The organism is Lentzea sp., assembly GCF_036380075.1.
Classification (GTDB): Bacteria; Actinomycetota; Actinomycetes; order Mycobacteriales; family Pseudonocardiaceae; genus Lentzea.
The window spans coordinates 1-21,036 of record NZ_DASVFL010000314.1; the positions used below are offsets into that span (position 1 = coordinate 1).

Here is a 21,036-nt window from a genome sequence, read left to right on the forward strand (position 1 = left end):
TCTGTTGGGGACGCTGTTCGGGCTGTTCTCTGAGGGTTCCCCGGTTGCGGGCGGTGACCTTGCGTTGCGTGCTTCCACCTGGGGGCGCTGCCCCCAGACCCCCGGCAATCTGATCGGGGGCACCGCGCCCCGAGCGGGTTGATGGCACGCCTGTTGCGTTGGGCGGCCGGCGGTTGCGTAGGTAGTTGCGTTGCGGTGGGTGCCTCGTCCCAAGCCGCACCAAGAGCGAGCCACGTCTGAGGGGGTATGTCAAACGGCCGAAAAGCGTGGCCGTTTGACATACCCCCTCAGACGCAGCAAGAGCTGTGGCGCGACTCGTGACGGGGCACCCACCGCTAGAGCTTCGCTCAAAAGCCAAGACCAAAAGCAAGAGCCAAGACTGCTCGCCTTCGGCTTCGCGTTGCTAGTTGGTTCTGCGCGGGCTGCTGCCCAGGCCGCCTGGTTTCGATCCGTTGAGGACTGTCCCCTCCGGATAGCCGAGCGGCAGGAACATCCAGACGTCGTCCCAGCGTTCGTCGCCCACCGCGATCGCGTTCGGCATGCGGCCGCACTCCCGGAAGCCGATGCGTTCGTACAGTTCGATGGCGCCGTGGTTGTTGCCGCGCACGCCGAGCATCGCGATCTCGAACCCGGCCGACCGTGCGTGGTCCACTAGGCCTTGCACCACCAAGTTTCCGAGGCCCAGGCCGCGGGCCGACGGGTGGGCCATGATCTGCTGGATTTCCACGCGGTGCTGGAAGACGGCGGTGCTGCCGCGGCGCCATAGGCCCACGGCTCGGACTGCACCGTCCACAACGGCGGTGACGAAGGCCGCGTTGCCGTCGCGGACCTGTTTGAGGACCGTGTCCAGCCAGGTCGAGATGCGGTCGTAGGTCGGGGGCTCGTGGTAGCCGACTGCTCCGCCTGCCGCCACCACGTCGTGCACGACTGCGCGGATCTCGGCGCGGAGGTGGTCGTCGGCTTCCGAGAGCCAGCGGAGTTCCGGCATGGGGCGATCGTAATTGCGTCGAAAATTGTCAGACCTGTTGGCTAACGTCGGGGCGGTGGAGAACCTCGTCGAGGCCAAGGCTCTGACCAAGCAGTTCGGGGATTTCGAGGCCGTGCGCGGTATCGATGTCGAGGTGCGGCGGGGGGAGGCGTTCGGGTTCCTCGGGCCCAACGGGGCCGGGAAGTCGTCGACCATGCGGATGATCTCGTGCGTGTCCGGGAGGTCGGGTGGGGACCTCGCTGTGCTCGGCATGGATCCGGACCGGGACGGGCCCAAGATCCGGGCTCGGCTCGGGGTGGTGCCGCAGCTCGACAACCTCGACACCGAGCTGACGGTTCGGCAGAACCTGCAGATCTACGGGCGGTACTTCGGGATGTCCCGGGCCAGGTGCCGGGAGAAGGCCGAGGAGCTGCTGGAGTTCGCGCAGCTCACCGATCGGGCGAACCACGAGGTCGAGCCGCTGTCCGGGGGCATGAAGCGGCGGCTCACGATCGCGCGGTCGCTGGTCAACGACCCCGAGCTGCTGCTGCTCGACGAGCCGACGACCGGGTTGGACCCGCAGGCGCGGCACCTGTTGTGGGACAGGCTGTTCCGGTTGAAGCAGGACGGCGTCACGCTCATCATCACCACGCACTACATGGACGAGGCGGAGCAGCTGTGCGACCGGCTCGTCGTCATGGACGGCGGGCGGATCGCGGCCGAGGGGTCGCCCAGCGAGCTGATCAGCCGGTACTCCACCAAGGAGGTGCTGGAGCTGCGGTTCCAGCCGGGGGCCGAGAAACCGGATCTCGAACGGTTCGCCGAGAGGGTGGAAGTGCTGCCGGACCGGTTGTTGCTGTACACGCGGGACGGCGAGCACACGCTCGCCAAGGTGCACGAGAGCGGTGTCCAGCCCGTGCAGAGCCTGGTGCGGCGCAGTTCGCTGGAGGACGTGTTCCTGCGGCTCACCGGCCGGACGTTGGTGGACTGATGGAGACGTTGAGGGCCTCCTGGTTCGGGTTCGAGAAGTCCTGGACGTGGTACCGGCGCAACTGGCGGGCCACGGCGGTGTCGAGCTTCCTCACGCCGGTGCTGTTCCTCGTGGCGCTCGGGCTGGGGTTCGGGTCGCAGGTGCAGTCGACGGCGCTGATCGGGGGCGTGCCGTACCTGCAGTACCTCGCGCCCGCGCTCGTCGTGGTGTCGGCGGTGCAGGGGGCGACGTTCGAGTCGACGTTCCCCGTCATGTCGCAGTTCATGTGGCAGAAGTCGTTCGTCGCGATGGTCGCCACGCCGATCACGCCGGCGCAGGTGCTCTACTCGCAGGTGATGTGGATCGGTTCGCAGCTGCTCGTGCGGGCCGCGGTGTTCGTGGGCATCGCGTTCGCCCTCGGTGCGGCGGCGGGGCCGGGGATCCTGCTGGCGATCCCGCTCGCGACGCTGGCGGGGCTGGCGTTCAGCGCGCCGCTGGTCGCCTACAGCGCGACGCTGGAGAAGCCGGACGCGTTCAACAACATCTTCCGGTTCGTGCTGATGCCGATGACGTTGTTCACCGGCGCGTTCTTCCCGGTCAGCCAGCTGCCGCAGTGGCTGCTGCCGGTCGTGTGGCTGACGCCGTCGTGGCACGGCATCGAGCTCGCCCGCGGGCTGACGTTCGGCACGATGGGTGTCCTCCCGGCGCTGGGGCACATCGCGTACCTCGGGGCGCTGGTCGCCGCGGGCGTCGCGCTCGGCGTGAAGTTCTTCCACCGAAGGCTGGCGGTGTGACGTGACGCAGACTCTGGACCGCGCCGGTCAGGCGAAACCCGCGAGCGTCGGGTTGCTGTGGCGCGTGATCCCGCCGGGGCTCTACGGGCGCAGGGCGAGCATGCTCGTCGAACGGTCCGCCGTCGTGAACCGGCGGGCGTGGTTCGTGCTGGTCGGCGGGGCGTTCGAGCCGCTGCTGTTCCTGTGGTCGCTGGGCCTCGGGTTCGGGCAGATGGTCTCGTCGGTCGCCGGGCCGGACGGGCGGCCGATCAGCTACGCGGCGTTCGTCGCGCCCGCGCTGCTGGCGGCGTCGGCCATGAACGGCGCCGTGTACGACGCGACGTTCAACGTGTTCTTCAAGTTCAAGTACGTGAAGCTCTACGACGCCATGCTCACGACCCCGATGGGGCCGATGGACATCGCGATCGGCGAGATCTCGTGGGCGTTGCTGCGCGGCGGCCTGTACTCGGCGGGGTTCCTCGCCGTGATGCTCGGGATGGGGCTCATCGCCTCGCCGTGGGCGTTGCTGGCGCTGCCCACGGCGCTGCTGGTGGCGTTCGCGTTCGCGGCGGTGGGCATGGCGGCGACCACGTTCATGAGGTCGTGGCAGGACTTCGACCTCGTGCAGCTCGCGGTGCTGCCGTTGTTCCTGTTCTCGACCACGTTCTACCCGCTGTCGGTCTACCCCGGCTGGCTGCAGGCGGTGGTCAGCTGGACGCCGCTCTACCACGCCATCGAACTGATGCGCGGGCTCACGCTCGGCGTCGTGGGCTGGGGGATGCTCGGCCACCTCGCCTACTTCGCGGTGCTCGCGGCCGTCGGCACGGTGGTGGCCGCGCGGCGGCTCGGAAAGCTGTTGCTGGACTGATCAAAGTGCCCGGTGGCACGCGATTCGGCCCCTCCCCGGAGGGGCCGTTACTCTGGTCGCGTGAGTGTCGAGTCTGTTTTCCCCAGGTTGGAGCCACTGCTGCCGCGGATCTCGAAGCCGGTGCAGTACGTCGGCGGGGAGCTCAACGCGACCGTCAAGGACTGGGACGCCGCGTCCGTGCGCTGGGCTTTGATGTACCCCGACGCCTACGAGGTCGGACTGCCCAACCAGGGCGTCATGATCCTCTACGAGATCCTCAACGAGCTGCCGGACGTGCTCGCGGAGCGCACCTACGCCGTGTGGCCGGACCTCGAGAAGCTCATGCGTGAGCACGACGTCCCGCAGTTCACGGTCGACGGCCACCGCCCGCTGAAGGCGTTCGACCTGATGGGCATCAGCTTCGCGACGGAGCTGGGCTACACGAACATGCTCACGGCGCTGGACCTCGCCGGCATCCCGCTGCACGCCGCCGACCGCACCGAGGACGACCCGATCGTGGTCGCGGGCGGGCACGCGGCGTTCAACCCGGAGCCGATCGCGCAGTTCGTGGACGCGGCCGTGCTCGGCGACGGCGAGGAAGCCGTCCTCGAGATCACTGAGATCGTGAAGAACTGGAAGGCCGAGGGCTGTCCCGGCGGCCGCGACGAGGTGCTGACCAGGCTCGCCGAGACCGGTGGCGTGTACATCCCGCGCTTCTACGACGTGGAGTACCTGCCCGACGGCCGCATCCAGCGCGTCGTGCCGAACCGCGACCGCGTGCCGTACCGCGTGTTCAAGCGGACCACGATGGACCTCGACGCGTGGCCGTACCCGAAGCAGCCGCTGGTGCCGCTCGCCGAGAGCGTCCACGAGCGGATGAGCGTCGAGATCTTCCGCGGCTGCACGCGCGGCTGCCGCTTCTGCCAGGCGGGCATGATCACCCGCCCGGTGCGCGAGCGGTCCATCGAGGGCATCGGGGCCATGGTCCAGAAGGGCCTGGAGGCCACCGGCTTCGAAGAGGTCGGCCTGCTGTCCCTGTCGAGCGCCGACCACAGCGAGATCGCCGAGATCACCAAGGGCCTCGCCGACCGCTACGAGGGCACCAACACGGGCCTGAGCCTGCCGAGCACGCGCGTCGACGCGTTCAACATCGACCTCGCGAACGAGCTGTCCCGCAACGGACGGCGCTCGGGCCTCACCTTCGCCCCCGAGGGCGGCAGCGAGCGGATGCGCCGCGTCATCAACAAGATGGTGTCCGAGGAGGACCTCATCCGGACGGTGTCGGCCGCGTTCTCCAACGGCTGGCGGCAGGTCAAGCTGTACTTCATGTGCGGCCTGCCGACCGAGGAGGACGAGGACGTCCTGCAGATCGCGGAGATGGCGAAGAACGTCATCCGCGCCGGACGCCAGGCCAGCGGCCGCAACGACGTCCGCTGCACCATCTCGATCGGCGGGTTCGTGCCCAAGCCGCACACGCCGTTCCAGTGGGCCCCGCAGTGCGACCCGGACACCGTCGACGACCGCCTGCGCAAGCTCCGCGAGGCCGTCAACGCCGACCGCAGCCTCGGCCGCAACATCGGCATGCGCTACCACGACGGCAAGCCCAGCCTCATCGAAGGCCTGCTCAGCCGCGGTGACCGCCGCATCGGCAAGGTCATCGAGGCCGTGTGGCGCGACGGCGGCCGGTTCGACGGCTGGAGCGAGCACTTCAGCTACGACCGCTGGACCGCCAAGGCCGCCGAACAGCTCGAACCGCTCGGCGTCGACCTCGCCTGGTACACGACCCGCGAGCGCGAGGAGCTGGAGGTCCTGCCCTGGGACCACCTCGACTCGGGCCTCGACAAGGAATGGCTCTGGGCCGACTGGCAGGACGCGCTCGACGAGCGCGAGCAGGACGACTGCCGCTGGACCCCGTGCTTCGACTGCGGTGTCTGCCCGGCCATGGGCACGGACATCGAGGTCGGCCCGACGGGCCGCAAGCTGCTGCCGATCTCCCCGGTCGGCGTCGGCTCACCGGTGAAGAACCCGGCGCTCACGCAGTAGAGGGAAGATCGAGGTCGGGGCCCGCGCGAGCGGGCCCTACTTCGTGACGGCGGCCAGCGCGTCGACCAGGCCGTGGCCGTAGAACGAGTTGTACTCCGAGTAGCCCGTGCAGAACGCGTCCTGCACACCCGTGCCGTTGAGGTCGTAGTCGGCCGGGCACGCCAGCGTCTCCGCCTGCGCGTTCAGCATCCGCCCCAGCGACACCGCGTCGGTGTCCGGGTGCACGGACGCGATCAGCGCCGCCACCCCCGACACGTGCGGCGCGGCCATCGACGTGCCGCACGAGTGGTCGTAGCCGGTGGGCACGGTCGAGAGCACGCACCCGCCCGGCGACCGCGTGCTGCCGCCCGGCGCCGTCACGTCGATCGCGCCCAGCCCGTACGAGCTGTACCCGGCCTTGGTCTTCGTCGAGTCCACCGCCGACACGCCGACCACGTTCTTGAGCTGCGCCGGCAGCACCACGCACGTCGAGTCGACCGGACGGGTCTGCGCGTCGCCGTTCGTCGGCGAGACCGAGTCACGGCTGGTGCGGGCCAGGTCCGCCGCGTTGTTGCCCGCGGCGGCGACGGTCAGCACGTTGCGCGTGGTGGCGTAGTCGACGGCACGGCGCACGGCCTCGTAGACCACGCGCTGACCCGGCTCGTTCTGGCACGTGAACAGGTACGGGTCGATGAAGTAGCTGTTGTTGGTGATGGTCATGCCCTGCGCGGCGGCCCACATGAACCCGCACACCGCGTACTCCGGGTAGATGAACCCGTCGTCGTCGACCACCTTCACGGACGCGATGCGCACGCCCGGCGCCACGCCCGTGGTGCCGCGGCCGTCGTCCGCCGCGGCGATGGTGCCGGCGACGTGCGTGCCGTGCGCCGAGGTCGTGGGGATCCACGCGCCGGGCGAGGTGTCGGGCTTGCCCGTCAGGCAGCCGGCGGAGAGCTCGGGCGCCAGGGCGGCGGCCAGGTCCGGGTGCCGGGCGTCGACACCGGAGTCCAGGACGCCCACGACGACCGACTTGGAGCCGGTGGTGATCTCGTGGGCCGCGGGAGCCTTGATGAGATCCATGTCCCATTGTTCGCCCGAGCGCTGTCCGGACGGGCGGAACAGCTCGGTGTCGTCGCTCTTCCGCTTCGGCACGCGCTTGGCGATGCTCTCGGCCTGGGCGCTGTACGCGCGCTGCGGGCCGATCAGCTTGAGGAACCCGGGGTCGGGCGAGGTGGCCACCGCGACCCCGATCTCCGGGTAGTAGACGGTGGTCGACCCGCAGGCCTGCGCGATCTCCGCGTTCGCCGCCTCGGGGGTCGTGAACTGCGAGAACACCACGAGGTATCGCAGGACGGGACCGGGCTGGATGCAGGTGGTGGCGTTCGGCTCCGCGGTGGCGGGCACGGTGGCGGCCACACACCCTGCCGCGAGCAGCACGGTCAACGCCGCCGCTCTAGCGCGGTGGAGCAGAGGCACCAGGGACCTCCAGGTCGGCAGGGCGTCCAGTCAGCCGGACCGTAACCACGCGCAACGATCTAGACAAGCTGAACGTTCTGAATCAGGTTCACGGTACCGTCCTACCGGACGAACATCCTGCGCCGATGGGACCGCTCACCCGTCGGAACCACCTCCTGGGAGCACCCGCTGAGCCGCCACCAGCCCAACAACCCGTCTGCCGCAGCCGTGCAGAAACTGCGCCTCCGCTACACCAAGCGGGGGAGGCTGAGGTTCACCTCGCACCGCGACATCGCTCGCACGTTCGAACGAGCGCTGCGCAGGGCGGGCGTGCCCATGGCGTACTCCCAGGGCTTCAGCCCTCACCCGAAGGTGTCCTGGGTGGGGGCGGCGCCGACCGGCGTCGCCAGCGAGGCGGAGTACGTCGAGGTGTCCGTGGTCGAGCGGGTCGACCCGGCGGCGCTGAAGGTGGCGCTCGACGAGGCGCTGCCGCCCGGCATCGACGTGGTCGACATCGTGCAGGCCGCCGGGGGCAACCTCACCGAGCGCATCGACGCGAGCGAGTGGCGCATCGAGCTCGACGGGGTGGAGCCGGACGCGCTCGAGAAGGCGGTCGGCGCCCTGCTCGCGGCCGAGGTGGTCGAGGTCGAGCGGCTCACGAAGGACGGCAAGAAGATCGTCGACGTGCGGCCCGCGGTCGTGTCGGCACTGGTCGAACCACGTTCGAGCGACGCCGGACACGATGACACCGCATTGTCACGACCGTGTGGGATACTCATGACGGTCGTGCGGCAGGTAACGCCTACCGTGCGACCCGACGACGTGCTGAATGCGCTTCGTGTCGTCGCCGATCTCGTGCCGCCGGTACCTGCGAGAGCAACCCGGATGGCGCAGGGACGGCTCGACGGCGAAGGCAGACTGGTGGACCCGCTCCAGCAGGACAAGGAGTCCTGACGAGCGCCGGAACGCCACACCTGCGACGCAAACAGGAGGAGCGACGCTGACAGCGGCGTCGTCGTGGGACCTGCGCAAGCGTGCGTCCGGAGAGGCGCCACGCCGCTGCGCGCGAGGCAAGGATTCCCGCCGCGAGCAGCGGCGGAGAGAGACAAGAGAGGCCCCTGCGCGGCCGCGTCCTCACGGGACGCGCCCGGGGGTGGAGGAGCTGCATGTCGAACACGGAAAAGCCCGCCGGTGGAACCGGCGGGCAGGGCGTGGTTGCCGCACGCCCTGAGCTCGCGGACCTGCCCGACAAGTTGCGGGTGCACGCGCTGGCGAAGCTGCTGGAGGTCAGCAGCAAGGACGTGATGACGGCGCTGGCCGACCTCGGTGAGGTCGCCCGCAGCGCGCAGTCGAGCGTCAGCCGCGACGTCGCCCTGAAGGTCGCCGAGACCCTCGTTGACTGGGACGACGTCGTCACCGGCGAGGTCACCGAGGACTACGAGCCCCCGGCGGTCCCCGCCTTCGAGGCACCGGCGCTCGCGCCGATCTTCGCGCCCCCGACGGCGGTGTTCATGCCGCCGCAGCCGATCGAACGGCCCAAGGCAGCGGCCTCGCCGTTCGTCGTGGAGCAGGAGCCGGAGGAGGACGAGAAGTCCGTCGGCGAGATCGCTGCGGACGAGCTCGACGCCGCCGAGGCCGAGATCGACGCCGACGGTGACGACGAGAGCGACAGCCGTCGCCGCCGCCGTCGCGGCCGCCGTGGCCGTGGCCGCGGCAAGGGCACCGACGCCGAGGGTGGCGACGAGGGCGACGAGGCCCAGGCGGACGACGCCGAGGCCGCGCAGGAGACCGACGCCGCCGACGAGGCCGAGGACGAGGGCGACGAGAGCTCGACGCGCCGCCGTCGCCGCCGCCGTCGCCGCAAGACCGGCGCGGACGACGAGGTCACCTCCGAGGACGACCCGCCGAACACCGTCGTGCACGTCCGCGAGGTCCGCGACGCGCGGGACGACAAGGCCGACTCCGAGGCCGCGCAGAGCGAGGTGCGCAGCATCCGCGGCTCCACGCGCCTGGAGGCCAAGCGCCAGCGCCGCCGTGACGGCCGCGAGGCCGGCCGCCGCCGCGCCCCCGTGCTGACCGAGGCCGAGTTCCTGGCCCGCCGCGAGGCCGTGGCCCGCACGATGGTCGTCCGCGAGCGCGGCGACCGCACCCAGATCGGCGTGCTGGAAGACGGCGTGCTGGTCGAGCACTTCGTCACGTCGTCGGGCACCGGCTCGATCGTGGGCAACGTGTACCTCGGCCGCGTGCAGAACGTGCTGCCGAGCATGGAGGCCGCGTTCATCGACATCGGCCGCGGCCGCAACGCCGTGCTCTACGCCGGTGAGGTCGACTGGGACGCCGCCGGTCTCGAGGGCAAGTCCCGCAAGATCGAGCAGGCGCTCTCCAGCGGCGACTCGGTGCTCGTCCAGGTCACCAAGGACCCGGTCGGCCACAAGGGCGCCCGCCTCACCACCCAGATCAGCCTCCCCGGCCGCTTCCTGGTCTACGTGCCGGGCGGCGGTGCCACGGGCATCAGCCGCAAGCTGCCGGACAACGAGCGCAAGCGCCTCAAGGACATCCTCAAGAGGGTCGTCCCCGAGGACGCCGGCGTGATCATCCGCACCGCCTCGGAGGGCATCTCCGAGGAGGAGCTCGGCCGCGACGTCACGCGCCTGCAGGCCCAGTGGAAGGTCATCAAGGAGAAGTCCGAGACCACCTCCACCAAGGCGCCGGCGCTGCTCTACGAGGAGCCGGACCTGCTGGTGAAGGTCGTCCGCGACCTGTTCACCGAGGACTTCGCGCAGCTCGTCGTCCAGGGCGACGAGGCGTGGGAGGTCATCGACTCCTACGTCCGCCACGTGGCGCCGGACCTGCAGGACCGCCTGAAGAAGCACGTCGGCAACAACGACGCGTTCGTCGAGTACCGCATCGACGAGCAGCTGATGAAGGCCCTCGACCGTAAGGTCTGGCTGCCCTCGGGCGGTTACCTGATCATCGACCGCACCGAGGCGATGACGGTCATCGACGTCAACACCGGCAAGTTCACCGGGTCGGGCGGCAACCTCGAGGAGACCGTCACCCGCAACAACCTGGAGTCGGCGGAGGAGATCGTCCGCCAGCTCCGGCTGCGCGACATCGGCGGCATCATCGTCATCGACTTCATCGACATGGTGCTCGAGTCGAACCGCGACCTGGTGCTGCGCCGCCTGACCGAGTGCCTCGGCCGCGACCGCACGCGCCACCAGGTGGCCGAGGTCACCTCGCTGGGTCTCGTGCAGATGACCCGCAAGCGCGTCGGCACCGGCCTGCTGGAGGCGTTCAGCCAGACGTGCGAGCACTGCCGCGGCCGTGGCGTGGTCGTGTCCACCGAGCCCGTGCACTCGCACGGCGGTGGCAACGGCGGCGGCCAGCAGCAGGCGCAGCAGCAGGGCGGCGGCCGCAAGTCCCGTCGCAACAAGGGCGGCGACCAGGCTGCGGAGACCACCGAGGTCGTCGAGGCGCCGGTCGAGGCCCCCGAGGCACCGGTCGAACCGCAGGTGGTCGAGCCGGGTGAGCCCGAGGACACGTCCGAGGACGCCGTCGCGGCCGACCAGGAGCACGAGGGCCACGGTCGCCGTCGCCGCCGTCGCCGCGGTCGTGACAAGGAGCCGCAGGCGGTCGTCGACGCGGTCGTGGTCGAGGAGCAGGCGCTCAACGGCCACGTGCCGCACGAGGTCGCCGAGGACCCCGAGCCGGTCGAGGTCGACCCGGTCGTCGAGCCCGAGGTGATCGAGGAGACCGCGGACGAGCTCGTCGAGCCGGTCGCCGCCGAGCCCGAGAAGCCGGTCGTGACCGGCCGGATCGGCTCGCAGCAGCCCGTCGTGACGGGGCGCATCGGGTCGCAGCAGCCCAAGCCGGAGGGCGAGGCGCCCGCGGTGACGGGTCGCATCGGCTCCCAGCAGCCGGCCGTGACGGGCCGCATCGGCGCGCAGCAGCCCAAGCAGGCGGCTGAGCCCGAGCTGGAGACCGCCGAGGCCCCGCAGCCGGTCGCCGCACCCGAGCCCGTCGCGCAGGCCCCCGCGGCCGTCGTGGAGCCTCCCGCGGCCCGTCCGCGGCGTCGTGCGGCCAAGCGCGCCGCCGGTGCCCCGCCGGCCGTCGAGGCGCCCGCCGTCGTGGTCGCCGAGGTGCCGAAGCAGCCCGAGGTCCAGATGCCCGCACCGGTGGTCACCACCACCCGCAGGCGCCGCGCCGTGTCGCGGCCCGCGGGACCGCCGGTCCAGGAGGACTGACGCTGTTGTTCGCGAGACCGGGGTCGCCTGCGGGTGGCCCCGGTTTTGCCTTGTGAGGGACCGCACAGCCTGCGGGAACGCGATCGGGGCACCCCGGTTTGCTCCGGCCGTACCCACTCCCGTAACCTTGTGAACGGCCCGCCATCCGACGGGTCCTGTCGTGTGCCTCCTCTGGTGCCTGTGGTGGAAACACCGTTCCCAGACTGGCTGGCGCACGGCCCGTCACCATCGAGTAGCAGGAGACTTCCGTCCTGATGTACGCGATCGTCAAGACCGGCGGCAAGCAGTACAAGGTCGCTGTCGGCGACATCGTCGAGGTCGAGAAGCTCGAGGGCGAGCCGGGCACCGAAATCTCCCTCCAGGCGCTGCTCGTGGTCGACGGCACTGACGTCACCGCTGACGCGGACGCCCTGGCGAAGTTCTCGGTGACCGGCAAGCTGGTCGAGCACACCAAGGGCCCGAAGATTCGCATCCACAAGTTCAAGAACAAGACCGGCTACCACAAGCGCCAGGGTCACCGCCAGAAGCTGACCCGCGTCGAGGTCACCGGCATCACCGGTAAGTGAGGACCTGACTTCTCATGGCACACAAAAAGGGTGCATCCAGTTCCCGCAACGGCCGTGACTCCAACGCCCAGTACCTGGGTGTGAAGCGGTACGGCGGTCAGGTCGTCAAGGCCGGCGAGATCCTGATCCGCCAGCGCGGCACCAAGTTCCACCCCGGCGTCGGCGTCGGCATCGGCAAGGACGACACGCTGTTCGCCCTGCTGCCCGGTGCGGTGGAGTTCGGTACGAAGCGCGGTCGCAAGACCGTCAACATCGTTCCGGTCGCGGTCTGAGGACCGTCACCGCAACGTAGTTAGACCTCTGCGAGGGGCGGGACCGGTCAACCGGCTCCGCCCCTCGTTGTTTGTCTAAACGATCAACTTTTATCTGATCATTCGAAAGGAAGTAGTTCCGTGGCCCGCTTCGTAGACCGGGTGGTGATCCACGCTGCCGCCGGCAACGGGGGCAACGGGTGTGCTTCAGTGCACCGCGAGAAGTTCAAGCCGCTGGGCGGCCCGGACGGCGGCAACGGGGGCAGCGGCGGCAACGTCGTCCTCGTCGTCGACTCGCAGGTGCACACCCTGCTCGACTTCCACTTCCGCCCGCACGCCTCCGCCACCAGCGGCAAGGCCGGTGCCGGTGCGAACCGCGACGGAGCCAACGGCGAGGACCTGGTCCTGCGCGTCCCGGACGGCACGGTCGTGCTGACCGAGTCCGGTGAGGTCGTCGCCGACCTCGTCGGCGAGGGCACCCAGCTGATCGCCGCCGCCGGTGGCCGCGGTGGTCTGGGCAACGCGTCGCTCGCGTCCAAGGCCCGCAAGGCCCCCGGTTTCGCGCTGCTCGGCGAGCCGGGCGAGACGCGCGACCTGGTGCTGGAGCTCAAGTCCGTCGCGGACGTCGGCCTGCTCGGGTTCCCGTCCGCCGGCAAGTCGTCGCTGATCTCGGTGCTGTCCGCCGCGAAGCCCAAGATCGCCGACTACCCGTTCACCACGCTCGTCCCGAACCTCGGCGTGATCACCGCGGGCGAGACCATCTTCACGATGGCCGACGTCCCCGGCCTGATCCCCGGCGCGTCGCAGGGCAAGGGCCTCGGCTTGGAGTTCCTGCGCCACATCGAGCGCACCGCCGTGCTCGCGCACGTCGTCGACTGCGCGACGTACGAGCCGGGCCGCGACCCGATCGCGGACATCGACGCGCTCGAGAAGGAGCTCGCCGAGTACACGCCGTCCATGGGCGGCAACTTCGAGGACCGCCCGCGCGTGGTGATCCTCAACAAGGTCGACATCCCGGACGCCCAGGACCTCGCCGACATCGTCCGCCCCGAGATCGAGGCCCGCGGGCTGCCGGTCTTCGAGGTGTCGACGGTGTCCCGCAAGGGTCTGCGCGAGCTGTCCTTCAAGCTGGCCGAGGTCGTGCGCGAGTACCGCGAGGCCCAGCCGAAGAAGGAGTCGACCCGGATCGTGCTGCGGCCGACCGCCGTGGACGACGAGGGCTTCACCGTGACCGAGGACCCCTCGGTCGAGGGTGGCTTCATCGTGAAGGGCGACCGCCCCGAGCGCTGGATCCGCCAGACCGACTTCTCCAACGACGAAGCCGTCGGTTACCTCGCGGACCGCCTGAACAGGCTGGGCGTCGAGGACAAGCTCGTGAAGATGGGTGCCGTTCCCGGCTGCCAGGTCACCATCGGCGACCTGGTCTTCGACTGGGAGCCGACGACCCCGGCCGGCATCGCGATGACGATGACCGGACGTGGCACGGACGTCCGCCTCGAGCGCAACGACCGCATCGGCGCCCACGAGCGCAAGGCCCTGAAGAAGGCTCGCCGCGCGCCCGGTGACTACGGCGACGACTACGGTGATTTCAGCGAGGAGTAAGACGTGACGGCCCCCGCGGTCTCACAGGCTCGAACCGCGATCGCCTCGGCGCATCGCATCGTGGTCAAGGTGGGTTCTTCGTCCCTGACCACGGCGGAAGGTGGCCTCGACCCGGCGCGTCTCGACGCGCTGGTCGACGCCCTCGCCGCCCGCACCGCCGCGGGAAGCCAGGTCGTGCTGGTGTCCTCGGGCGCCATCGCCGCCGGCCTGGCGCCGTTGAGGATCTCCCGGCGACCGCGCGACCTCGCCACCCAGCAGGCCGCCGCGAGCGTGGGACAGCTGACGCTCGCGCACGCCTACGCGAACTCGTTCGGCCGCTACTCGTTGACGGTCGGCCAGGTCCTGCTGACCGCCGACGACGTGGTGCGCCGCTCGCACTACCGCAACGCGCAGCGCACGTTCGACCGCCTGCTGGCCCTGGGCGCCGTGCCGGTGGTGAACGAGAACGACACCGTCGCCACCGAGGAGATCCGCTTCGGCGACAACGACCGCCTCGCCGCCCTCGTCGCGCACCTGGTCGGCGCGGACGCGCTGTTCCTGTTGTCCGACGTGGACGCCCTCTACTCGGGCGACCCGCGCAAACCCGGTGCCGTGCGCATCTCCGAGGTGGCGTCAGCGTCCGATGTGGACGGTGTGCAGGCCGGAACGGCCGGTGCCTCGGGTCTCGGCACCGGAGGCATGGCCTCCAAGCTCGCCGCCGCCCGCCTGGCCTCGTCGGCCGGAATCCCGGTGCTGCTGACCGGCGCGACCGAGGCGTCGCGCGCGCTGACCTCCGCCGACGTCGGCACCGCTTTCGCCGCAACGGGTTCGCGCCTCACCGCCCGCCGCTTCTGGCTCGGCTACGCGACCGACGCGAACGGCCGCCTGCACCTCGACGACGGCGCGGTCGCCGCGGTGGTGGGCAGGCGCCGCTCGTTGCTGGCCGCCGGGATCACCGGCGTCGACGGCGACTTCGAGGCGGGCGACGTCGTCGAGCTGGTCAGCCTCGCGGGCGAGGTCGTGGCCCGCGGCGTCGTCGGCTACGACTCGGCGGAGCTGCCGTCGCTGGTCGGCCGCAAGACCCACGACCTGCCGGAGGAGCAGCGCCGCGAGGTCGTGCACGCGGATGACCTGGTGCCCCTGCACCGTTAATGTCGGGGGCATGGCCCGGATGCACGACGTCGTGATCGACTGCGCTCATCCCGCACCACTCGCCCGGTTCTGGGCGCAGGTGCTCGACGACCACGAGCTCGCGCCGTACGGCGAGGTCGAGCTGGCGCGCCTGCGCAGCATCGGCGTCGACGACCCCGAGGACGACCCGTCGGTGCTGCTCGACGGGTCGCCGAGGTTCTTCTTCAACCGCGTGCCCGAGCCGAAGACGGTGAAGAACCGCGTGCACGTCGACCTGTGGTGCGACGACGTCGAAGCCGAGGTGGCCAGGCTCGTCGACCTCGGTGCCGCGGTGGTGAGCCGCGACGGCATCTGGTTCGTGCTGGCCGACCCCGAGAGCAACGAGTTCTGCCTCAGCTCAACCGAACACCCCTTGTCTCCGGAAGCGTGAGCACCACCAGGAACGTGATCACGGCGGCCACGGCGACGTACCAGAAGAACACCGTCCCGCCGACGGCCTGGATGACCAGCGGCGCCGTGCCGCCGAACACCGCGACCGTCAGGTTGTACCAGGCGCCGATGCCGAGCCCGCGCAGCTCCGTCGGGAACAGCTCGCTCATGATCGCCGGCGCGATCGACGTGATCGCGGTGTAGAGCCCGAGCCCCACCGAGAACACGACGACCAGGTTGACCAGCCCCGGCCGGACGAGCGACGACAACGGCACCACCAGCAACGCCATCGCCGCCGCCCACACGAGCATCTGCGGCTTGCGGCCGAAGCGGTCGGCCGTCCACCCCAGCGGGTACTGCAGCGCGATGAACACGACCGTGCCGATCGACAACGCCAGGAACACGTCGACGTCGTCGGCGCCCTTGGTCTTCACCGCGAACGGCGTCAGCGCGGAGAAGAACGTGTAGAAGCACAACGTCGAGAGCAACGTGATGCCCACGAGCTGACCGACGGCCTTCGGGTGCTCCTTCACCGTCAGCAGCAACGGGTTCCGCAGCTTCTCGGCCTTGGCCCGGTTCTCCTCGAACTGGTCCGTCTCCGGCAGCTCCCGCCGCAACCACAGCCCGACCAGGCCGAGCACGCCGCCGATCAGGAACGGCACGCGCCACCCGTAGGAGGCCATCGCGGCCTTGTCGAGGTTGCGCGACAGCAAGAACCCGAGCAGCGACGCCACCAGCACCGCCGCGCCGGTCGAGATGTAGAAGAACGACGAGTACCGGCCACGGTGGCTGGGCTCGGCGATCTCCCCGAGATACGCCGACGCGTTCGACACCTCACCGCCGAGCGCCATGCCCTGCGCGATCCGGGCGAGCACGAGCAGCACCGGTGACAACCACCCGACCTGCTCGAACGTGGGCAGCACCCCGATCAGGACCGACCCGCCCGACATCAGCGCGATCGTCAGCAACATCGCCGTCCGCCGGCCCCTGAGGTCCGCGAACCGGCCGAGCAGGTAGCCGCCGAGTGGTCGGAAGAAGAACGCGAGCGCGAACGTGGCGAACGTGCTCAGCAGCGCGGCCGCCTCGTTGCCGCTGGGGAAGATCTGGGTGGCGAAGTAGATGCTGAAGGCCGTGTAGATGCCCCAGTCGTACCACTCGACAGCGTTGCCGGCCGACGCGGCAACCAGCTTGCGCACGGGAAGTCGATGAGTTTCCGAAGTCACCGCCATGTGGTCACCTTGTCACACACGGCGACGGATCGGTGCAATCGTCTCCACTGGGTCGTTGGCGAGGAAGTCGACGATCATCGCGTTGCACAGCACCGGTTTCTCGTGCAGAAGACCATGCGAGGTACCGGGAACGACCGCCAGCTCGGCGTTCGGCAGCGCCCGGTACAGGGCGGCGGCGTGCTCCAGCCGCACCTCGTCGTCGTCACCGATCATCACCAGCGTGCGGTTGGGCAGCTTCGCGAGATCGGCTTCGGTGAGGGCGGGCGAACGGCGGTGCATCGGCGTGAGCTCCGTGGCGGGGTCCCAGCCGTCGTGGTGGAAGACGCCGCACACGACCACGAGCCGTTGGACGAGATCCGGTCTGAGCACGGCCGTGAGCAGCGCGATCGTCGCGCCGTCGCTGCACCCGAGCAGGTGGGCGGGCCCGGTCCGGTCGAGGAACGCGATGGTCTCGTGCGCCATCTCGGTGTGGTCCTGGGTGGCCTGGTCCACCCGGTGCGGCGCGTGCAGGGCGAAGTCGGCGAGGGCGTCGAACTGGGGTCCGAACGCGGACGGGTCCGCGCCGCCGGGGTGCAGGAGTACGAGTGGGTCGGCCATGTGCGGGTGGACCTTCCTCGTCGGCGATACTCATCGGCGTGCGATCTGTTGCGTTGGTGACGTTGGTGGTCCGCGACTACGACGAGGCGATCCGCTTCTACGTGGACGGACTCGGGTTCACGCTGGTCGAGGACCTGCCGCAGGGCGACAAGCGCTGGGTCGTGGTGTCGGCTGGCGACGGAGCGTCGTTGCTGCTGGCACAGGCTGACACAGGTATGCAGCAGGCGCGGGTGGGCGACCAGACCGGCGGCCGCGTCGGGTTCTTCCTCAACACCGACGACTTCGACCGCGACCACGCCCGCATGACCGCGTTCGGCGTGCACTTCCGCGAGGAGCCGCGGGACGAGGTCTACGGCCGCGTCGCCGTCTTCGAGGACCTCTACGGCAACCGCTGGGACCTGCTTCAGCCCGCCCGCGCCTGACCGGGCGAGACCCCGACGACGCGTTTGAACGCCCGGCTGAACGCGGCCTCCGACTCGTAGCCGAGACCGCGGGCGACCTCGCTGACCGTGGTGTCGCGGTCCTTGAGACGGGTGACGGCCACGTGCATGCGCCACCGCGTCACGTACCGCATGGCCGGCTCTCCGACGAGGCCGGTGAACCGCGCGGCGAACGCCGACCGGGACATCGCCGTCTGGTGCGCGAGCCGCTCGACGGTCCAGGGCTGCGCCGGGTCGCGGTGGATCAACGCCAGCGCCTGCCCGATCTGCCGGTCCCGCAACGCGCCGAGCCACCCGGTGCGCGCGGCCGGGTCGTTGGCGAGCCACGAGCGGATCGTCTGGATCACCAGCACGTCCGCGAGCCTCGTGATGACCGCTTCGCCACCGGGGCGCACGGCTTTCGCCTCCGCGGCCATGAGTCCTATCGTCGCGCGCATGTCGTCGGCCTGGCGGACGTACAGGGTCTGCGGCAGGACCTCGACGAGGTGCTTCGCCGCCGGGTCGTCGAAGCGGACCGCGCCGCACACGAGGTGCGTGACGTCGCCCCCGCCGCCGTGGCGCAGGATCGCGTAGTTCTCGGTTTCGAACAGGTGCGGCAGCGTCGTGACCAACGGCGACTCGGCCTCCCCGTGGAACAGCCGGTGGCCCTGACCGCCCGGCACGAGCAGGACGTCACCGGGTTCGAGCACGGTGACGGCGCCGTCGACCTCGACGTCGCAGCGGCCGCTCGTGAGGACGTGGAACCACAGGCAATCCGTCATGCCGGGCATCGTCAGGCCCCACGGCGCGGTGAGCTCGTTGCGGCAGTAGAAGGTGCCGGACATCCTCAGCAGGTGCAGTGCCTCGCCCAACGCGTCCGTCATGCCGGTGATTCTGGACGAACGAGCAAGCCCGCGCGATGAACTGTCATGGAGAGTCCGGCCGGGTGCCGCCAGAGTTGGTGCCATGGGGACAACGACGCTGATCGCCGCCACCGCGTCCGGTCTGATGACCGGACTGTTCTTCGCCTTCTCCGCCGCCGTCATGCCGGGGCTCGCGGACCTGCCCGCCTCCGCCGCCCGTGCGGCGATGCGCCGGATGAACGCGCGCATCCAGAACCCGGTGTTCCTGCTGCTGTTCCTCGGCAACGCCGTCCTGTGCGCCTTCGAGGTCTTCCAGGGCCGGGTCGCGGGCGGCCTGCTCTACGTCGTCGGCGCGTTCCTGCTGACGATGGTCGTCAACGTGCCGATGAACAACCGCCTCGACCGGACCGACGACGCCTACTGGCCCGAGTACCTGCGCAGGTGGACGCTCTGGAACCACGTGCGCGGTCTCGCGAGCCTCGGGTCGACGGTCGCCCTGCTGCTCGGGTTCTGAGTCCGGTCAGTTCGTCACCGCCAACGCGAACGGCAGCACCGCGGGCACCCCCTCCTTCCTGAGCGCCCGAGCGGCCACGGTCATGGTCCACCCGGTGTCGACGTGGTCGTCCACCAGCAGAACGGGACCGTCCACACCGGACACGTCCGGTGCCTCGACGGACCGCACGAGACCGGCCAGCCGCTGGGCGGAGTTGGCCCGGTGCGTCGACTCGCCGAGCCAGACGGTGCCCAGCAGCGGCAGCCGCCCGATCGCCGCGATCTTCTGCCCGAAGCTGCCCACCAGCGCCGGCCGCCGCCGCGATCCGACCGTCACGACGCCGACCGGTCGTTCGTCCCAGCCCCACGCCGACAGCACCTTCACGCACGCCGCGAACACGTCGTCCGGGATGTCCTGGTCCGGCGAGTCGCCCAGCAGGTCGCGCAGCCGGTTGCCCCAGCCGATGTCGGTGAGCCTGCCCAGCGCGCGGCCGGTCGCCGCCACCTCGGACGCCGGGATCTTGCCGGACAGCGGCACCCCGATCGCGGCCATGCCGGTCGGCCACATCTTGCGCGGCGCCACGTCGAGTCCGGGACGCAGCAGCCGTTCGCGCGCCGCCTCCGCCGCGACCTCGGACACCTCCACCGACTGGCGTTCGCCGGTGCAGTTGTCGCAGCGCCCGCACTCGTGCGAGCTCGGGTCGTCGAGCTGGTCCTGCAGGAACTTCATCCGGCACCCGGAGGTCCGCAGGTACTCGATCATCACCTGCTGCTCGGCCCTGCGGGCCTCCGCGATGCGCGCGTACCGCTCGCCGTCGTACTCCCACGGCCTCCCGGTCGACTCCCAGCCGCCGCGCACCCGCCGCACCGCGCCGTCGACGTCGAGCACCTTCAGCACGACCTCGAGCCGGCCGCGGGACAGCTCGACCATCGGCTCCAGCGCCGCCGTCGACAGCGGCCGGCCCGCGCCGTCGAGCGCCGACAACACCTGCCGCACCACGGTCTCGGCGGGGAAGGCCAGGGACGAGAAGTAGGCCCAGATGTCCCGGTCCTCGTGCCCCGGCAGCAGGACGACCTCGGCGCGTTCGACACCGCGGCCCGCGCGGCCGATCTGCTGGTAGTAGGCGATGGGGGAGGAGGGCGCGCCGACGTGGACGACGAACCCCAGGTCCGGCTTGTCGAACCCCATGCCCAGCGCGGACGTGGCCACGAGCGCCTTGACCCGGTTGCTGAGCAGGTCCTCCTCGGCTCGCTGGCGTTCGGCGGGTTCGGTCTTGCCCGAGTACGCCGTCACCGCGAAGCCGCGCGAGGACAGGAACGCCGCGATGTCGTCCGCCGCCGCGACCGTGAGCGTGTAGATGATCCCGGAACCGGGCAGCCGGTCGAGCTGCTCGGCCAGCCAGCCCAGCCGCGCCTCCGCGGTCGGCAGCGTCGCGACCGACAGGCGCAGGCTGTCGCGGTCGAGCGGCCCGCGCAGCACCAGCGTGCCCTCCTCGGCACCGAGACCGAGCTGCTCGGTGACGTCGTGGACCACCCTGTCGTTGGCCGTCGCCGTCGTCGCCAGCACCGGCACCCCCGGCGGCAGCTCCGTCAGCAACGTCCGCAGCCTGCGGTAGTCCGGCCGGAAGTCGTGGCCCCAGTCCGAGATGCAGTGCGCCTCGTCGACGACGAGCAGACCCGCCGACGCCGTCAGCGAGGGCAGCACCGCGTCCCGGAAGTCGGGGTTGTTGAGCCGTTCCGGGCTCACCAGGAGCACGTCGACCTCTCCCGCGGCCACCTGCTCCTGCACGGCGTCCCACTCGTCGGTGTTGGCCGAGTTGATCGTCACCGCGTGCACCCCCGCCCGCGCGGCGGCGTCGACCTGGTTGCGCATCAACGCCAGGAGCGGCGACACGATGACCGTCGGCCCCTCGCCGAGCTGGCGCAGCAACGCCGTGGCGATGAAGTAGACGGCCGACTTGCCCCAGCCCGTGCGCTGGACGACGAGAGCCCGGCGGCGCTGGGCCACGAGGGTGTGGATCGCCGTCCACTGGTCCTCGCGCAGCACCGCCTCCGGGCCCGCCAGCGCCCGGAGCCGCTCCTCCGCCAGTTCCCTCAACGCGATGTCGTCCATGGGGAGCAAGCTTGCCAGGCCACTCTGACAATGCCGGATCGCCGCTGCTCCGCAGACGGCGGCGAGTTCGCCCTGAGGGCGAAC

At 70.5% G+C, this 21,036-nt stretch carries 19 protein-coding genes; 13 read left to right on the forward strand and 6 right to left on the reverse strand.

Annotation, left to right across the window (positions count from 1 at the left end; genetic code table 11):
• Nucleotides 1-403: 403 nt before the first annotated feature.
• A complete protein-coding gene (locus VF330_RS32750; RefSeq protein ID WP_330855581.1) occupies nt 404-988 on the reverse strand; it encodes a GNAT family N-acetyltransferase in 585 nt (194 codons plus the stop codon).
• Nucleotides 989-1,043: 55 nt separating this feature from the next.
• Here VF330_RS32750 and VF330_RS32755 point away from each other — a divergent pair, with 55 nt between their 5' ends.
• Genes VF330_RS32755 through VF330_RS32770 form a run of 4 tightly spaced genes read left to right on the forward strand, consistent with a single transcriptional unit; the run spans nt 1,044 to nt 5,600 of the window.
• Nucleotides 1,044-1,958, forward strand: coding sequence for an ABC transporter ATP-binding protein (locus tag VF330_RS32755; protein ID WP_330855582.1), 915 nt, complete (start codon nt 1,044-1,046; stop codon nt 1,956-1,958).
• Nucleotides 1,958-2,731: an ABC transporter permease gene (locus tag VF330_RS32760; protein WP_330855583.1), complete on the forward strand. Its 774-nt coding sequence runs from the start codon at nt 1,958-1,960 to the stop codon at nt 2,729-2,731. Before VF330_RS32755 ends, VF330_RS32760 begins: the two co-directional genes overlap by 1 nt.
• A gap of 1 nt (nt 2,732) precedes the next feature.
• A complete protein-coding gene (locus VF330_RS32765; RefSeq protein ID WP_330855584.1) occupies nt 2,733-3,578 on the forward strand; it encodes an ABC transporter permease in 846 nt (281 codons plus the stop codon).
• 60 nt (nt 3,579-3,638) lie between these two features.
• The gene (locus VF330_RS32770; protein WP_330855585.1) at nt 3,639-5,600 is read left to right on the forward strand and encodes a TIGR03960 family B12-binding radical SAM protein; all 1,962 of its coding nucleotides are present in this window, start codon (nt 3,639-3,641) and stop codon (nt 5,598-5,600) included.
• A gap of 36 nt (nt 5,601-5,636) precedes the next feature.
• Here the strand turns inward: VF330_RS32770 and VF330_RS32775 are convergent, their stop codons facing one another.
• A complete protein-coding gene (locus VF330_RS32775) occupies nt 5,637-7,055 on the reverse strand; it encodes a S8 family peptidase (protein ID WP_330855586.1) in 1,419 nt (472 codons plus the stop codon).
• Between the two features lie 207 nt (nt 7,056-7,262).
• Between VF330_RS32775 and VF330_RS32780 the strand changes: the two genes are divergently transcribed.
• From VF330_RS32780 to VF330_RS32810, 7 genes are all read left to right on the forward strand, one after another.
• Complete coding sequence (locus VF330_RS32780; RefSeq protein ID WP_330855587.1) at nt 7,263-7,988, forward strand: TIGR03936 family radical SAM-associated protein; 726 nt, start codon at nt 7,263-7,265, stop codon at nt 7,986-7,988.
• A gap of 212 nt (nt 7,989-8,200) precedes the next feature.
• Entirely contained in the window at nt 8,201-11,281 is a 3,081-nt protein-coding gene (locus tag VF330_RS32785; RefSeq protein ID WP_330855588.1) for a translation initiation factor IF-2 N-terminal domain-containing protein, read from the forward strand.
• Between the two features lie 254 nt (nt 11,282-11,535).
• Nucleotides 11,536-11,847 (forward strand): 50S ribosomal protein L21, encoded by a 312-nt coding sequence (gene rplU / locus VF330_RS32790; RefSeq protein ID WP_065913850.1) that lies wholly within the window; start codon nt 11,536-11,538, stop codon nt 11,845-11,847.
• A gap of 14 nt (nt 11,848-11,861) precedes the next feature.
• Entirely contained in the window at nt 11,862-12,119 is a 258-nt protein-coding gene (gene rpmA / locus VF330_RS32795) for a 50S ribosomal protein L27 (protein WP_330855589.1), read from the forward strand.
• A 120-nt stretch (nt 12,120-12,239) separates the two neighbouring features.
• Nucleotides 12,240-13,700: a GTPase ObgE gene (gene obgE / locus VF330_RS32800; RefSeq protein ID WP_330855590.1), complete on the forward strand. Its 1,461-nt coding sequence runs from the start codon at nt 12,240-12,242 to the stop codon at nt 13,698-13,700.
• 3 nt (nt 13,701-13,703) lie between these two features.
• Entirely contained in the window at nt 13,704-14,831 is a 1,128-nt protein-coding gene (proB, locus tag VF330_RS32805) for a glutamate 5-kinase (protein WP_414675512.1), read from the forward strand.
• 10 nt (nt 14,832-14,841) lie between these two features.
• On the forward strand, nt 14,842-15,240 hold the full coding sequence (locus tag VF330_RS32810; RefSeq protein ID WP_330855592.1) for a VOC family protein: 399 nt from the start codon (nt 14,842-14,844) through the stop codon (nt 15,238-15,240).
• Here the strand turns inward: VF330_RS32810 and VF330_RS32815 are convergent.
• Nucleotides 15,203-16,468: an MFS transporter gene (locus VF330_RS32815; RefSeq protein ID WP_330855593.1), complete on the reverse strand. Its 1,266-nt coding sequence runs from the start codon at nt 16,466-16,468 to the stop codon at nt 15,203-15,205. The two genes, VF330_RS32810 and VF330_RS32815, sit on opposite strands and share 38 nt — an antisense overlap.
• 12 nt (nt 16,469-16,480) lie before the next feature.
• Complete coding sequence (locus VF330_RS32820; RefSeq protein WP_330855594.1) at nt 16,481-17,065, reverse strand: alpha/beta hydrolase; 585 nt, start codon at nt 17,063-17,065, stop codon at nt 16,481-16,483.
• Between the two features lie 38 nt (nt 17,066-17,103).
• Here VF330_RS32820 and VF330_RS32825 point away from each other — a divergent pair, with 38 nt between their 5' ends.
• A complete protein-coding gene (locus VF330_RS32825) occupies nt 17,104-17,487 on the forward strand; it encodes a VOC family protein (RefSeq protein WP_330855595.1) in 384 nt (127 codons plus the stop codon).
• Here VF330_RS32825 and VF330_RS32830 read toward each other — a convergent pair.
• A complete protein-coding gene (locus VF330_RS32830) occupies nt 17,469-18,368 on the reverse strand; it encodes an AraC family transcriptional regulator (protein ID WP_330855596.1) in 900 nt (299 codons plus the stop codon). The genes VF330_RS32825 and VF330_RS32830 overlap by 19 nt on opposite strands.
• Before the next feature lie 82 nt (nt 18,369-18,450).
• Here VF330_RS32830 and VF330_RS32835 point away from each other — a divergent pair, with 82 nt between their 5' ends.
• Nucleotides 18,451-18,861 carry a DUF1772 domain-containing protein gene (locus VF330_RS32835; RefSeq protein WP_330855597.1) on the forward strand — a complete coding sequence of 137 codons (411 nt, stop codon included), beginning with the start codon at nt 18,451-18,453 and terminating at the stop codon, nt 18,859-18,861.
• 6 nt (nt 18,862-18,867) lie between these two features.
• Here the strand turns inward: VF330_RS32835 and VF330_RS32840 are convergent, their stop codons facing one another.
• Nucleotides 18,868-20,952 (reverse strand): RecQ family ATP-dependent DNA helicase, encoded by a 2,085-nt coding sequence (locus VF330_RS32840; RefSeq protein ID WP_330855598.1) that lies wholly within the window; start codon nt 20,950-20,952, stop codon nt 18,868-18,870.
• Nucleotides 20,953-21,036: the final 84 nt, after the last annotated feature.